Below are 12,899 nucleotides of genomic sequence, written 5' to 3'. Positions count from 1 at the left end.
GGGTGGTGTTGTCCGCCCGTGTTTTTGTTCGGCCACCCCCCCCCCCCCCCCCCCCCCCGGGGGGGGCGGGGGGCCCCCCCCCCCCCCCCCCCCCCCCCGACCGTCATGAACGGGCCGCTGTCAGCGCTTGACGGTCAGCGGCACCGTGTCCTCGATCACGGCCCGGCCGTCCTCCGGCGAGTCCCAGTACGCCGTGAGCAGACCGGCGCCCGAGCGTGTCGCCTTGTAGGGGATCGTCACGTCGAACGTGCCGCGGGTTCCGGTTCCCGAGGTCGCTGTGACGTACGGGTTGGCCACGGTGCGCCCGGCGGCGTCGGTGATCTTCAGCCGGAGGGTCGCCTCGAACGTGTTGGCGGTGCCCCACACCCTGACCGGGGTGCGGATGGTGTCGCCGATCATCGGCGACTCGACGAGGACGAGCGGCGACAGGTCTTCGAAGTCGGCCCGTCCCACCGGCTCGTCGAGGACGATGCCCTCGCCGCCGAAGGCCGTCACCGGTTTGCCGTCGAGTTCGAACTGCACCTTCTGGATGGAGGGGAAGCGTGTCGCGGTGAACACGACCTGGGCGAGCCGGGCCTGCATGGACAGGCTCCCGCCGCCGTCGTCGTACCGCCCGGACAGGTCCACCGTCGCGATGTGGCGGCCGACCACGACCGAGTTGAGCTTCGTGCCCGACGGGATGGCCGTGGTGCGGCCGTGGCTCCGTTCGTAGCGGTTGGGGCCGGCCAGCAGGGCGCGCAGGGCGCCTGCCGCGGTGGTGGGCGTGGTCACGGTGCGCGGCGCCGGCGAGACCTTCTCCCCGTGCAGGAAGTACACCCCTGTGCGCACCTGGCGGGGGCCGCCACCGGAGGTCGTCGGCGCAGAGGGCGTGCTGGGCGTTCCCGCAGTGCCGGAACCGGGGGAACTGCTCTGCCCTGGAGTGGTGTTGCCGTTTCCGGTAGTGCCGCCGGTGGTGGCCCCGGTGCTCGGTGTGCTCGACGGACCGGTGCCGGAAGACCCGCCCGAGCTGCCGGTCTCGCTTCCGCATGCGGTCACTGCGGACGACGCCAGCAGGGCCGCCGCGGCAAGAACCATCGCACGACGCAGCCGGTGGGACGGACGCCTGGTGGAGATCTCTGTGCTCATGTCAGCCTCCTCCAACGATCCCAGGCAACACCTTCTGGAGCAGGTGCCCCAAGTGCCGTACGGCCCTAGGGTGATGGGCCGTATGGCACCGATCCCGGGTCACTCGGCCATAGGTGACGCGGAATCAGGTATGGGCTCCGAGCCGCGGCCACAGGCGCGGGGACGCTTGACCCCCGTGTGCACCGACCGGAGGTGGGACACCCACCGGTCGCCGCGTGGTCGGAAGCGCACCAGCAGGAAGACGAAGCCGAACAACCACACAGCCTGGGCCAACGGGAACTCGCCGAGGTCGTACCCCTCGTCGGACTGGGTGGGTGAGGGCGAACCAACCGCCGACCGCCATGGCGAGCAGCGGCAGCGCCCGCACCCGAGCCGCGGGCAGTCGGCCCACGATCCGTCGCGACGGGGGGAAGTCCAGCAGCCAGCAGGCACCAAGGGCTGCAGGGCGCCACGGAGTTCGGCGCCACGGCCCTGAAAGCGGCCCGACGGCAGTCTTGTTCAGCGTGCCCGCCCGGCCGCAGTCCGCCCAGGTGAGCTGGCCCGTGCCCCGGCACGCATGGCGCTGGCCGCATGCGCCGTCGAAGTGATCCCGCAGGCCAGTTGGGCACGCTGACCGGGGCGGCCCTGGTGCAGATATCGGCGGTCCTGGTGATCGGCGGGTGCGTATTCGATGCGCCCCGGTTTGGCTTGGCTGCGCCACGTCGTCCGCAGGCGCTGCACGGGAGGGTCAGTAGACATCCGAGGTCCTTGCGCGTTCGACGCCGCGCCCCGTGCGCCGACTAGGGGGGCCCGTTTGCTCTGGACTTGGCGCGCGGCCGCCGTACTGACCGGCGGGGTGGACAGGGCTGGCCGTGCCCCGGACTACGGGGCTCGGCACTTGGGGCCTACCGGCCCCCCGACCGGCCCGGACAGCCCATGGGGCCGCCTTCCGATCCGCTGGATGCTCAAGGTGTCGGCAGGGTGGGAGGAGAGCGGCATGACGGACGACGTGTTCAGCTGGCCCACCGTCCACGTTCGGCTCGCGGACGGCACGACCGTGGGCATCCATTGCGGCGGCCACCGGGGCCTTGCCGCGCAGACCCCAGGACCCGTGTCCGCGTCGGCTCCGCTGAGGAGGGAACAGACATGAAGCACAACAAGGTCGGCTCCGTGATGACAGAGGAGGTCGTCCGTGCCGAGTACGGCACCCCGTTCAAGGAGGTGGCACGGTTGCTGGCCGACCACCGGATCAGCGGGCTCCCGGTCGTTGACGACGACCAGACGGTCATCGGGGTCATCTCCGAGACAGACCTGATGGTCCGGCAGGCCGAGACCCCCGACCCTTACGAGCCGAAGCGGCGCCTCCGGCTTGCCGACCTGACGCACAGCGCCAAGAAGCAGGCCGTGAAAGCACAGGCCGCGGGACAGCTGATGACCGAACCGCCCGTCACCGTGCGAGCCGATGCCGCGATCGTCGAGGCGGCCCGGACCATGGCCCAGCGACGCGTGGAGCGGCTGCCCGTGTGGTGGACGAGGAGGAGCGGCTCGTCGGCATCGTCACCCGCCGCGACCTGCTCCAGGTCTTCCTACGGGCCGACGCCGAGATCCGCACCGATGTGATCGAGGAAGTACTGGTCCGCACGCTGTGGCTGGCACCCCAGACCTTCGACGTCTCCGTGATCGAGGGAGTGGTCACGCTCGACGGCCACATGGAGCGCAAGAGCGAGACGGAGATCGCCATCTCCATGACACGTCAGGTCGACGGCGTGGTCGGGGTGGTCGACAAGCTCACCTACCGGCTGGACGACTCCCGTATCCAGCCCGACGAACAGGCGCTGCACGGCGTCGCCGACGACTGGCTGCGCAAACTGTGAGAGGAGGCGGACCGCCATCCCCAACAGCGTGCTGGTCGCCTACGGGACGACGAACGGATCGACTGCTCAGATCGCCGAGACCATCGCCGAGGTGCTGAGCACGGAGGAACTGACGGCCGAGGCGCGGCCCGCCCGGGCAGTGGCGAGCGTCGCGTCGTACGACGCCGTGGTGGTCGGCGGCGGACTGTACGCCGGCCGCTGGCAGAAGGGCGCCCGCCGCTTCGTCCGCCGCCACCGCCGTGCACTGGCCGATCGTCCGCTGTGGTTCTTCAGCAGCGGTCCCCTCGACGCCTCGGCGTCGGAGCGGGACATCCCGCCCGCACCCGGTGTGAAGGCCATGGACCGGCTCGATGTCAGGTAAGTCACCTTCGGAGGCTGTCTGGAAGAGGGCACGAAGGGGTGGCTCGCACGGATGCTTCTCCGCAACGGCAAGGGCGGGGAATTCCAGGACTTCACTGCGATCGAGGAGTGGGCGGCGCGCGTCGCGACCGAGCTCGTGGGCACGGCGGGGAAGAAGGACTGACGGAGCGAGGCGGCGGGCGGGATACCCGTCGCCTCGCGGTGTTCGCCCGTGTTCGCCGTGCAGCAGGTTCGCCACCTCATGGCGCCAGCGAGAAGTAGTTCTCCTCCTCCTGCGTGAAGTGCAGGCGCAGGACGCTGTAGAGCCCGTACAGGCAGGCCCGCAGGTCGTCGAGGTTCTCCGGGCGCAGGCGTCCTTCGGCGTCGGTGAGGGTGAGGTGGGTGGCGATGCGTCCGGCGAGGCGGTCGATCTCGGCGTGGGCCCTGCTCATCGTGGCTGTGGTCTCGGGTCCGCCGAGGGAGTCGGCGAGCGCGGGATAGAGCTGGTATTCCTCGGCGTGCTCGTGCGGCAGCAGCCGGTCGGTCAGCAGTCGGTGCACGTGCTCGACGGCCGCCCTCGCCTGTTCCTCCGACGCGCCGGAGAGCCGGTCGGCGGCTGTCCGAACGGCTTCCACCACCTCGCGGAGGTCGTCGTGCTCGGCCGCCAACCGGTGGACGAGGTCCTCCGCGGTGGGCGTGAGCACCGGCCGGGTAGTGCGGTCGGTAAGCAGGGCGCGCAGGGCGTTGAGGATGACGACCACGTCGATGCCTTCCTGGAGCAGGGCTCCGGCCGCCGGAGGCAGCAGCCCGAACGCCGCCGCCACCATCGCGGCGAGGGACATCACCATGCCGCCCAGCGCGCTCTGGACGGCGATGTGCCGGGATCGTACGGCGATGCCCATCGCGTCGGCCAGGCGGTCCACGCGGTCCGTGGTGAGCACGATGTCGGCGGCCTCCGAGGAAGCGGTCGAGCCGCGGGCGCCCATGGCGACGCCGATGTCGGCGGCGGCGAGCGCCGGTGCGTCGTTTACGCCGTCGCCGATCATGACGGTGACGGCGTGGGCGCGTTCGGCACGCACCGCCGCGACCTTGTCGGCGGGGCTCTGCCCGGTTTCCACGGCGTCGAGGCCGAGGACGGAGGCGACCTCGCGGGCGGGTTCGGCGCGGTCCCCGGTGACCATCAGGAGGCGCCGGATGCCGGCCGAGCGCAGGCGCCGCAGTGTCCTGGGGGCGTCCGGGCGCAACGGGGCGCGCAGCAGGACAGCTCCTGTGACCGTGCCGTCGGCTGTCACCCACACGACGGACGCGCCGTCCAGGACCGCCCGGTTGTCGACCGCGCGGACCCACGACGGGCTGTCCGGTCCGACCCGTATCCGGCCGACCGAGAGCCGGTGGCACTCCACGGTTCCCGTGGCGCCTCGTCCCGGCTGCTCGCACACGTCCGTCGGCAGGGACAGCTCCAGACCGCGCCGGTGGGCTTCGTCGACGAGGGCCTGAGCCAGGACGTGCGGGGAGAGCTGGTCGAGGGAGGCAGCCTGCCGCAGTACCTCCGCCGTCTCGTGGCCCGGAGCGGCGGTCACGTCGACGACGCGCGGGCGGCCCGTCGTGAGCGTGCCCGTCTTGTCCAGGACGAGGGTGCGTGCCCGGCCCAATGTCTCCAGGGCGCCGCCGTCCCGGATCACCACGCCGAGGCGGGCCGCCCGCGAGAGCCCGGAGACGATCGCCACCGGAGCGGCGAGCAGCAGTGGGCAGGGCGTGGCGACCACCAGGACGGCGACGGCCGACGTGGCCGACCCGCCGATCAGCCAGGCGAGCCCCGCCACGACCAGCGACAGGGGTACGAACCAGGCGGCGTACCGGTCAGCGAGACGCACCACAGGGGCGGTCTCGGCACCGGCCTGCCGGGCGAGCCGGACGATCTCCGCGTACGCGCTGTCCTCCTCGGTGGCCGTGGCCCGCAACTCGAAGGCGCCGCCCGTGTTGACGGCACCACTGCGCACCAGCTCGCCACGAACGTGTTCGACGGGGAGCGACTCCCCGGTGAGCACCGATTCGTCCAGGAGAGCCGTATCCATGCTGACCCGGCCGTTCACCGGGACCACCTCACCCGGCCCGACCAACAGCAGGTCGTCCACGGAGATCTCGGCCAGGGGTACTGTGCGCACCTCGGACCCGGTGCGTCGGCGGGCCGACCGCGGCGCGTGCCGCAGGAGTGCGCTCAGGTCGCGCGAGGCCCGGCGCTGTGCGGCCGCCTCCAGTGCCCGGCCGGTGGCCAGCATCAGGGCGATCAGGGATCCGGCCAGGTACTCCCGTACAGCGAGAGTGCCGACCAGAGCCATCACGGCGATCACGTCGACGCCCGCGTGCCCGCGGTGCAGAGCGTGCAGAATCCAGACCACCGCCGGCACCACGGCCGCCACCGTCCCCGCGGCCCAGCACAGGTCCGCCGCACTAGGGGCATCCGCCAGCCAGGCCACTGAACCGGCGGCGAGTGCCACTGCGGTCACCAGGAACAGCAGGGAGTCCGCCATGCTCCGCACGAGACGCGCACTCATCCTGCCTCCTGGCCTCACCCGAAGCCGGTCCGCCTTACGGCCGCCGTGCCGACGAAGGGCCCGTAGGCCCAGCATGCACGCACGCATGGGGCACAGCACTGGGGCCGCACAGACCAGAGCGGGGGACGGTCGGCCCCTGTCCGGGGGTCCTGCGGGGCACGGACGCTGGAGGCAGATGGTTCACGAAGGGCGGAACACCATGTCCGTGTCGTACGAGAGTCCCAGTCACGCGGCCCTCCACCTCGCCCGCGCCGCCGCCTTTGCGCCCTCTTTGCACAACACCCAGCCCTGGCTGTTCCTCGCCGATGACGAGGACTTCGGATTCGAGGTCCACACCGACGCCGAGCGACGGCTGCCTCTGACCGATCCGGGCGGTCGGGAGATGCTGATCAGTTGCGGGGCCGCGCTGTTCAACACCCGTGTCGCTGTGCGGCATCTCGGCTTCCGGCCCGCCGTGTCCCTGCTTCCCGAACCCGGGAACCCGGCCTTCCTGGCCCGCGTCGGCTGGGGAGCGTACCTTCCGGCCACGCGCGAGGTGATGCTGATGGAAAACGCCATGGCCCACCGGCACACGCACCGCGGGCAGTTCGAGGCCGAGCCCGTGCCGCAGTCGCTTATCGACGAGCTGAGCGACCACGCCATGGCCGAGGGCGCCCGGCTGCACATCGTCGACCATCCGGAGCAGCTGAGACTGCTCGCGGAGACGGTGCGGGTGGCGGAGACCGTGCACCGTGCCGATGCCGGTCATGTAGCGGAGGTGACCGGCTTCTCGGGGCCCGCCCGGCGGTCGTGGTTGGAACGGGTGCCGGCCGAGGCGTGGCGCCGCGACCCGGTCCGCGCGCTCCTCGCCGGACGCGACTATACGGGCCTCGCAGGAGAGTGTGACTCCCGTCCTCGGCGCTGGAGTCCGAGGACAGGCACCGTCGCCGTACTGACGACTGCGCACGACACCCGGCTGGACTGGCTGCGGGCCGGCCAGGCGCTCCAGCGGGTGCTGCTGTACGCGGCGGCCCATCGCGTCATGGCGGCTTTCCATACCCAGCCCCTCGAACTGCCCGAGCTGCGCGCGGAGTTGCAGGCGAGGCTCACCGGAGACCACTTCCCGCAGATGATCCTGCGCCTCGGCCACCCCACGCACACCTGGACCACACCGCGTCGCCCGCCCGCAGCAGTGCTCCTCAGGACCCGTTCTGGCAGGGCGGTGACGACCGCGGCCTCGACAGGACGCTGAACGGGGCTCGCGGGATGCGGGAAACGGGTCCGGAGGTCCCCTGGGGGAGCCTGGTCGGCCCACCCGGTCTCCGTGGCCGGGCTGAGAGATTCGAAGCGGAAGGCGTTCAGGCCGACTGTGCCACGGTGAGAGGGGGTGCCGAACGATGGCGCGGACACGTCGCGGGAAGGCGACGAAGGTACGGCTGTGGCGTTGGCGGCGCAATCCTCCCCCACTCTCGGCTTCGCACGAGCGGGAGGGACCCCCCCATGAGCGAGGGGCCCCCACGACGCCGTAGCGATGTCGTTGAAGCCCGGCTGCTGCTCGGGGCCTGGTGCCTCGCGGCGGCCGTCGGCGTTGCCGCGGGCACGGCGACCGCGCACGCTGTGGTGCAGAACCTGGAGAGCCGACGAGCCGAGCGGCACGCGCCCTGGCCGTGCTCATTCAGGACGCTCCTCTTGCCACCTCCGAGGCCGCCGGGGCGGGCGACCAGGTGTGGGCCAAGGTGCGCTGGACGGCGTCGGACGCTTCGACCCGTACGAGCCCTGGCCCGGGTCGACCCTGGAGAGAAGACCGGAGCCAGGACGCAGGTGTGGCTGGACCGGAACGGCAAGCTGGTGCCCGCGCCTGTGTCCAGCTGTGGAGGCCGAGTTTCAGCGTGGCGCTGGGCACGACGACCGCAGTGGGCGCCGGCGCGGCCGTACTGTCCGTCGGATGGATTGTGCGCGGACGCCTGGAGCGGCGGCGCATGCCGGCAGTGGGACAGGGAGTGGGCCTGGTTCGGTGAGCAGTAGGGGGCAGACCGGCTGACGGTCGGACGGATTCCTGCCGCTCGCCCTCGGTCAGAGGGCATCAGAGGGTCAGGGGTGCCTGGTCCCCTTCGCTCGAACAACAGTCAGCAGATCCGCGGTAGTTGCTCACCCAGCGGCATCTCCACGACCCGCCGGGCGCCCACCAGGGTCCGTAGCGTCACCCGCCCACGCGGTCCCTCCGGAAGTACCTCGCCGATCCGCACCGCTTGGGCTCCCTCGGGCACGGATCGCATGATGGCCAGGGCCTCGTCGGCCACGGCGGCGGTGACGAAGGCGACCAGGCACCCCTCGTTGGCCACGACCAGCGGGTCGAGGCCGAGCAGGTCACAGGCGGAGGCCACGGCCTCCGGTACCGGGACCGCGCTCTCGTCGACCTCGACGGCGACGGACGAGTCGCGGGCGATCTCGTTGAGGGACGCGGCGAGCCCGCCCCGGGTGGGGTCCCGCAGGACGTGGACATGCGGGCCGAGCGGCGACATCGCTCGCACGAGGCGGTGCAGTGGCTGGGTGTCGGAGGCGATGTCGCTCTCGAAGCCCAGGCCCTCGCGTGTGCTGAGCACGGTCGTGCCGTGCAGCCCGATCGGCCCGGACAGCAGCACCGCGTCGCCCGGGCGGGCCAGGGCGGCGGACGGGTGCAGCGATCCGGTCCGCTGCCCGATGCCGGTGGTGTTGATGAACAGCTTGTCGGCCGCGCCGCGGCCCACGACCTTGGTGTCCCCGGTCACGACGGGCACGCCGACGGACTGCGCGGCCTTGCCCAACGAGCGGAGTACGGACCGGAGTTCGGGCAGCGGCAGCCCTTCCTCGACGATGAGGGCCACGGACAGGGCGAGCGGCCGCGCGCCGCGCATGGCGAGGTCGTTGACCGTGCCGTGAACGGCGAGTGAACCGATGTCACCGCCGGGGAAGAACAGCGGGCTGACGACGAAGCTGTCCGTACTGACCACCAGGTCGGGGCTCCCCGGCAGCAGCGCGGCGTCCTCCATCGGGCCAGAGCCGCTGTCGAAGGCCGGAAGGATCAACTGGTCGAGCAGTTCCGCGGTCAGGCGGCCGCCGGCGCCGTGGCCCAGCAGGACGACCTCGTCCTCGTGGTTCGGGGTGGGGCATTCGATGGTCATGCCGAGCTCCTCGCAGACGTGCGTCCGGCCGCGTGGAAAGCGGCGCAGGTGCCCTCGGTCGACACCATGGGTGCGCCGAGGGGTTGACGTGGTGTGCAGCGGGTGCCGTACGCCGGGCAGTCGATGGGCAGGCGGGCTCCTGTGAGGACGGCACCCGCGATGCACTCCGGGTCCTCCACCGGTCGTAGTCCGTCCACGTCGAAGCGATGGGCCGCGTCGAACCGCTCGTACTCCTCGATGAGTTCGAGGCCACTGCGGGGCAGCGGACCGATGCCACGCCAGGCCCGGTCGGTGACCCGGAAGACGGTACGCACCGCATCCTGAGCCCGGGTGTTGCCGGACCGGCGCACGGCCCGCGCGTACTGGTTCTCCACCTCGTGGCGGCCCGACTCCAGCTGCCGTACGGCCATGAGGATGCCCTCCAGCAGGTCCAGCGGCTCGAAGCCGGTGACCACGATCGGCACCCGGTACTGGGCGGCGATCGGCTCGTACTCGTGCCAGCCCATCACCGCGCAGACGTGCCCGGCCGCCAGAAAGGCCTGCACCTCGCAGTCGGGGTCGTCGAGCAGCGCGGTCATCGCTGGGGGCACCAGGACGTGGCTGACCAGCATCGAGAAGTTGGTCAGGCCGAGGCGGGCGGCGTGCAGGACGGCCGTCGCGTTGGCGGGTGCCGTCGTCTCGAATCCGACGGCGAGGAAGACCACTTCGCGCTCCGGGTGGTCGGCGGCGATGCGTACGGCGTCCATCGGTGCGTAGACGACGCGTACGTCCGCGCCCCGCGCCCGCTGCGACAGCAGGTCGGTGTCGGTGCCTGGGACGCGCAGCATGTCGCCGAAGCTGGTGAGGATGACGCCGGGGCGGGCCGCGATGTTCATGGCCCGGTCGAGGGTCTCCAGCGGGGTCACGCAGACCGGGCAGCCGGGACCGTGGATCATGCGCATGCCGGAGGGCAGCAGTTCGTCGATGCCCTGGCGCACCAGGGTGTGCGTCTGGCCGCCGCACACCTCCATGATCCGCCAGGGGCGCGTTGCGGTGTCCCGCAGCTCGTCCAGCAGGCGCCGGGCGAGGACGGGGTCGCGGTACTCGTCGAGGTACTTCATCGGTGCGTCAGATCCAGTCGGATGTCGACGACCCCCTCCACTGCCCGCACGGCCCGGGCCACGACGGGGACGAGCGAGCGGTCGGGGAGGGAACCGCCCAGCGTGACCACGCCCTCGGCCACCGACACCGTCAGTGTGGTGGTGAGCGGGAGCTGGTTCAGAACGGTGTGCCGGATCTCCTCGGCGATCTCCTCGTCGGAGCGGAGGAAGACCTTGAGCAGGTCGCCGCGGCTGACCACGCCCTGGAGCAGGCCGACCCCGTCGACGACCGGGAGCCGCTTGACGTGTCGGCGGGCCATGTTGCGGGCGGCCTCGGCCAGCGAGGCGTCCGCGTGCACGGTGACGGCCGGGGTGGTCATCAGTTCGCCCGCGGTCACCGCCGCCGCCTTCGCCCGCTCGGCGGGCTCGCCCGGGTTGACGTCGGTGTCGTCGGCGTCGCGGAACTCCTCCTTGGGCAGCAGATCGGCCTCGGAGACCACGCCGATGACCCGGCCCTCGGCCTCCAGGACCGGCAGTGCGCTGACCTTCCACTGGTCGAACAGCTCGACGATCTCCTTGAAGGGCGCGTCGCGCCCGACCGCGACGACGGTGTGCGTCATCACGTCGCTCACGGTGTACGGGGCTTCAGGCATCGCGGTCTCCAGAGGTGCGGACGACCCTCAGGTCGAGGAAGTGGGTGGAACAAGAGATGCAGGGATCGTGGTTGCGGATGGTCCGCTCGCACAACGAGGTCAACTCGGCGTCGTCCGGGTCCTGTTCAGTGATGGCGTGCTGCGCGACGCGGCGCAGATCGTCCTCGATGGCGCCCTGGTTCTGCGCGGTGGGCGGCACTAGGAGGGCGTCGGTGACAGTGCCGTCGGCGTCGAGGGCATAGCGGTGGTAGAGCAGCCCTCGCGGGGCCTCGGTTGCGCCGTGTCCGACACCGGCGGCGGGTGGCACGTCGGTGTACGGGCGCCCCGGCGGCTCGTACTCCTCGATGATCCGCAGCGCCTCGTCGACGGCGTACACCACCTCGACGGCCCGCACGAGGATGGACCGGAACGGGTTGCGGCACACTGCGCCCTCGCGTGGATCGCCGAGCCCCGCCTCCCGGGCCGCCTCCAGGGCTACCGGGGACAGGTGGCGTCCGCTGATCGCGAACCGGGCGAGGGCCCCGGTGAGGTGGCGGCGCCCGTCGAGCCGCGAATGCAGCGCGTTGGAGTGCGGCACGTGGGTCTCGGTGACGCGGTCCGTGAAGTCCCGCACCGGGAACGAGCCGAGGGTGCCGTCGGAGCGCAGCACGGTCGGGGTGCCGCCCTCGATGGCGTACGTGTCCGGGGCGGCCAGTGCCAGCAGGTCGGCGTCGACACGGGCGTCCGGGAAGTCGAACCCCGCCACCCAGCGCACGGTCTCCCGGGCGTCGTCGAGCGCCTGCTTCAACTCCTCGGCCAGTGGCCGCAGTTCGGCACGGGTCGCAGTCCGGTGGAAGCCTCCGAGTCGTACGTTGACGGGGTGGACGGCCCGTCCGCCGAGCAGCTCCATGAGGGAGTTGCCCGCCTTCTTCAGCCGCAGCCCCCGCTCCACGTCGGCCCGGTGCGTGCGGGCCAGTTCGATGGCGCTGGCGCGTCCCAGGAAGTCCGGGGCGTGCAGCAGGTAGATGTGCAGGGCGTGGCTCTCGATCCACTCTCCGCAGTACAGCAGCCGGCGCAGCTCACGGATCACCGGATCGACCGTCACCCCGCAGGCGTCCTCGATCGCCGAGCACGCGCTCATCTGGTACGCCACCGGGCAGATCCCGCACACGCGGGCCGTGATGTCGGGCGGCTCGGTGTACGCACGGCCGCGCAGGAACGCCTCGAAGAAGCGGGGTGGTTCGTAGATGTCGAGCCGGGCCTCGGTGACCGTGCCGTCGTGGACGTGCAGGCGCAGCGCGCCCTCGCCCTCGACCCGGGAGAGCGAGCCGACGCGCAGGACACGGGATCCGCGGTGGGTCACGTCCTCGCCTCCTTGTCGATCTTGTCGAATGCGGCGGCGTTGAAGGTGCGCAGGAGCCGTTCGACGGCGGCCTCGTCGAGACCGCCCGCCCGTTTCCCACCACCGCTCTTGCCGGAATCGCTACGCGATGCACCTCCGTTGCGCAGCAGCGGAATCAGCGCGGGCAGGTTCACCGAACCCGACGGGCCGAAGCAGCCGAAGCAGCCGCGCCCGTACGCCGGGCACAGTGCCCCGCACCCGGCGTGCGTGACCGGGCCGAGGCAGGGGTCGCCGTGGGCGACGGTGACGCAGACGGTTCCGCGCCGCTTGCACTCGAAGCACACGCTGTGGTTCGGGACGTCGGGCTTGCGGCCGGCGAGGAAGGCGGTGATGACCTCGAGGAGCTGGCGGCGGTCGATGGGGCAGCCGCGCAGTTCGAAGTCGACGTCGACGTGGGCCGAGACGGGGGTGGAGGTGGCCAGGGTGGAGATGTACTCGGGGTGCGCGTAGACCGTGCGGCGGTACTCGTCCACGTCCGCGAAGTTCCGCAGTGCCTGGATGCCTCCGGCGGTGGCGCACGCGCCGATGGTCACCAGGTGGCGGGAGGCGGCCCGGATCGCGCGGACGCGCTCGGCGTCCTCGGTGGTGGTGACCGAGCCTTCGACAAGGGTCAGGTCGTACGGTCCGGGTGCGACCGCGCTGGACGCTTCCAGGAAGTGGGTGATGTCCACCCGGCCCGCCAGGGCGAGGAGTTCGTCCTCGCAGTCCAGCAGGGTGAGCTGGCAGCCGTCGCAGGAGGCCAGTTTGAACACGGCGAGTGTGGGCGCGTTCATC

The 12,899-nt window shown here is 71.6% G+C and carries 9 protein-coding genes and 2 pseudogenes; 4 read left to right on the top strand and 7 right to left on the bottom strand.

Going from position 1 to position 12,899, the window contains the following annotated elements; all coding sequences use genetic code 11:
• Positions 1-120 precede the first annotated feature (120 nt).
• Positions 121-1,125, bottom strand: coding sequence for a Gmad2 immunoglobulin-like domain-containing protein (locus ACGFNK_RS25260; RefSeq protein WP_393419407.1), 1,005 nt, complete (start codon positions 1,123-1,125; stop codon positions 121-123).
• A gap of 976 nt (positions 1,126-2,101) precedes the next feature.
• Here ACGFNK_RS25260 and ACGFNK_RS25255 point away from each other — a divergent pair.
• The 3 genes and pseudogenes from ACGFNK_RS25255 to ACGFNK_RS25245 all read left to right on the top strand — a co-directional run bounded on the left by ACGFNK_RS25255 (position 2,102) and on the right by ACGFNK_RS25245 (position 3,501).
• A complete protein-coding gene (locus ACGFNK_RS25255) occupies positions 2,102-2,254 on the top strand; it encodes a hypothetical protein (RefSeq protein WP_393419405.1) in 153 nt (50 codons plus the stop codon).
• Positions 2,251-2,978: pseudogene (locus ACGFNK_RS25250) on the top strand (CBS domain-containing protein). The gene ACGFNK_RS25255 and the pseudogene ACGFNK_RS25250 overlap by 4 nt, the downstream one beginning before the upstream one ends.
• A gap of 16 nt (positions 2,979-2,994) precedes the next feature.
• Positions 2,995-3,501: pseudogene (locus ACGFNK_RS25245) on the top strand (flavodoxin domain-containing protein).
• Between the two features lie 76 nt (positions 3,502-3,577).
• Here the strand turns inward: ACGFNK_RS25245 and ACGFNK_RS25240 are convergent.
• Positions 3,578-5,872, bottom strand: coding sequence for a heavy metal translocating P-type ATPase (locus ACGFNK_RS25240; protein WP_393419403.1), 2,295 nt, complete (start codon positions 5,870-5,872; stop codon positions 3,578-3,580).
• Between the two features lie 199 nt (positions 5,873-6,071).
• On the opposite strand from ACGFNK_RS25240, the gene ACGFNK_RS25235 reads away from it, so the two are divergent.
• Positions 6,072-7,103 (top strand): Acg family FMN-binding oxidoreductase, encoded by a 1,032-nt coding sequence (locus tag ACGFNK_RS25235; protein ID WP_393419401.1) that lies wholly within the window; start codon positions 6,072-6,074, stop codon positions 7,101-7,103.
• A gap of 874 nt (positions 7,104-7,977) precedes the next feature.
• On the opposite strand, the gene hypE is transcribed toward ACGFNK_RS25235, so the two are convergent.
• From hypE to ACGFNK_RS25210, 5 genes are read right to left on the bottom strand one after another with little or no spacing between them, the layout of a single operon-like run.
• Positions 7,978-9,012: a hydrogenase expression/formation protein HypE gene (hypE, locus tag ACGFNK_RS25230; protein WP_393419399.1), complete on the bottom strand. Its 1,035-nt coding sequence runs from the start codon at positions 9,010-9,012 to the stop codon at positions 7,978-7,980.
• Positions 9,009-10,112, bottom strand: a complete 1,104-nt coding sequence (hypD, locus tag ACGFNK_RS25225) for a hydrogenase formation protein HypD (protein ID WP_393419398.1) — start codon at positions 10,110-10,112, stop codon at positions 9,009-9,011. The genes hypE and hypD overlap by 4 nt, the downstream gene beginning before the upstream one ends.
• The gene (locus ACGFNK_RS25220) at positions 10,109-10,744 is read right to left on the bottom strand and encodes a CBS domain-containing protein (RefSeq protein WP_393419396.1); all 636 of its coding nucleotides are present in this window, start codon (positions 10,742-10,744) and stop codon (positions 10,109-10,111) included. The genes hypD and ACGFNK_RS25220 overlap by 4 nt, the downstream gene beginning before the upstream one ends.
• The gene (locus tag ACGFNK_RS25215; protein WP_393419394.1) at positions 10,737-12,086 is read right to left on the bottom strand and encodes a Ni/Fe hydrogenase subunit alpha; all 1,350 of its coding nucleotides are present in this window, start codon (positions 12,084-12,086) and stop codon (positions 10,737-10,739) included. The genes ACGFNK_RS25220 and ACGFNK_RS25215 overlap by 8 nt, the downstream gene beginning before the upstream one ends.
• Positions 12,083-12,898, bottom strand: a complete 816-nt coding sequence (locus ACGFNK_RS25210; protein ID WP_393419392.1) for an oxidoreductase — start codon at positions 12,896-12,898, stop codon at positions 12,083-12,085. Before ACGFNK_RS25210 ends, ACGFNK_RS25215 begins: the two co-directional genes overlap by 4 nt.
• Between the last annotated feature and the right edge of the window lies 1 nt (position 12,899).

The sequence above is a fragment of the Streptomyces sp. NPDC048825 genome (assembly GCF_043198355.1).
Taxonomy (GTDB): domain Bacteria; phylum Actinomycetota; class Actinomycetes; order Streptomycetales; family Streptomycetaceae; genus Streptomyces; species Streptomyces xiangluensis.
Note: the sequence above shows the minus strand (reverse complement) of the source record. Positions and strands in the feature narration are given on the sequence as shown.

What these genes read in the sequence shown, in the direction of transcription:
- ACGFNK_RS25260 (WP_393419407.1), bottom strand. Translation starts at nt 1,125, where the DNA reads ATGAGCACAGAGATCTCCACCAGGCGTCCGTCCCACCGGCTGCGTCGT.
- ACGFNK_RS25255 (WP_393419405.1), top strand. Translation starts at nt 2,102, where the DNA reads ATGACGGACGACGTGTTCAGCTGGCCCACCGTCCACGTTCGGCTCGCG.
- ACGFNK_RS25240 (WP_393419403.1), bottom strand. Translation starts at nt 5,872, where the DNA reads ATGAGTGCGCGTCTCGTGCGGAGCATGGCGGACTCCCTGCTGTTCCTG.
- ACGFNK_RS25235 (WP_393419401.1), top strand. Translation starts at nt 6,072, where the DNA reads ATGTCCGTGTCGTACGAGAGTCCCAGTCACGCGGCCCTCCACCTCGCC.
- hypE (WP_393419399.1), bottom strand. Translation starts at nt 9,012, where the DNA reads ATGACCATCGAATGCCCCACCCCGAACCACGAGGACGAGGTCGTCCTG.
- hypD (WP_393419398.1), bottom strand. Translation starts at nt 10,112, where the DNA reads ATGAAGTACCTCGACGAGTACCGCGACCCCGTCCTCGCCCGGCGCCTG.
- ACGFNK_RS25220 (WP_393419396.1), bottom strand. Translation starts at nt 10,744, where the DNA reads ATGCCTGAAGCCCCGTACACCGTGAGCGACGTGATGACGCACACCGTC.
- ACGFNK_RS25210 (WP_393419392.1), bottom strand. Translation starts at nt 12,898, where the DNA reads ATGAACGCGCCCACACTCGCCGTGTTCAAACTGGCCTCCTGCGACGGC.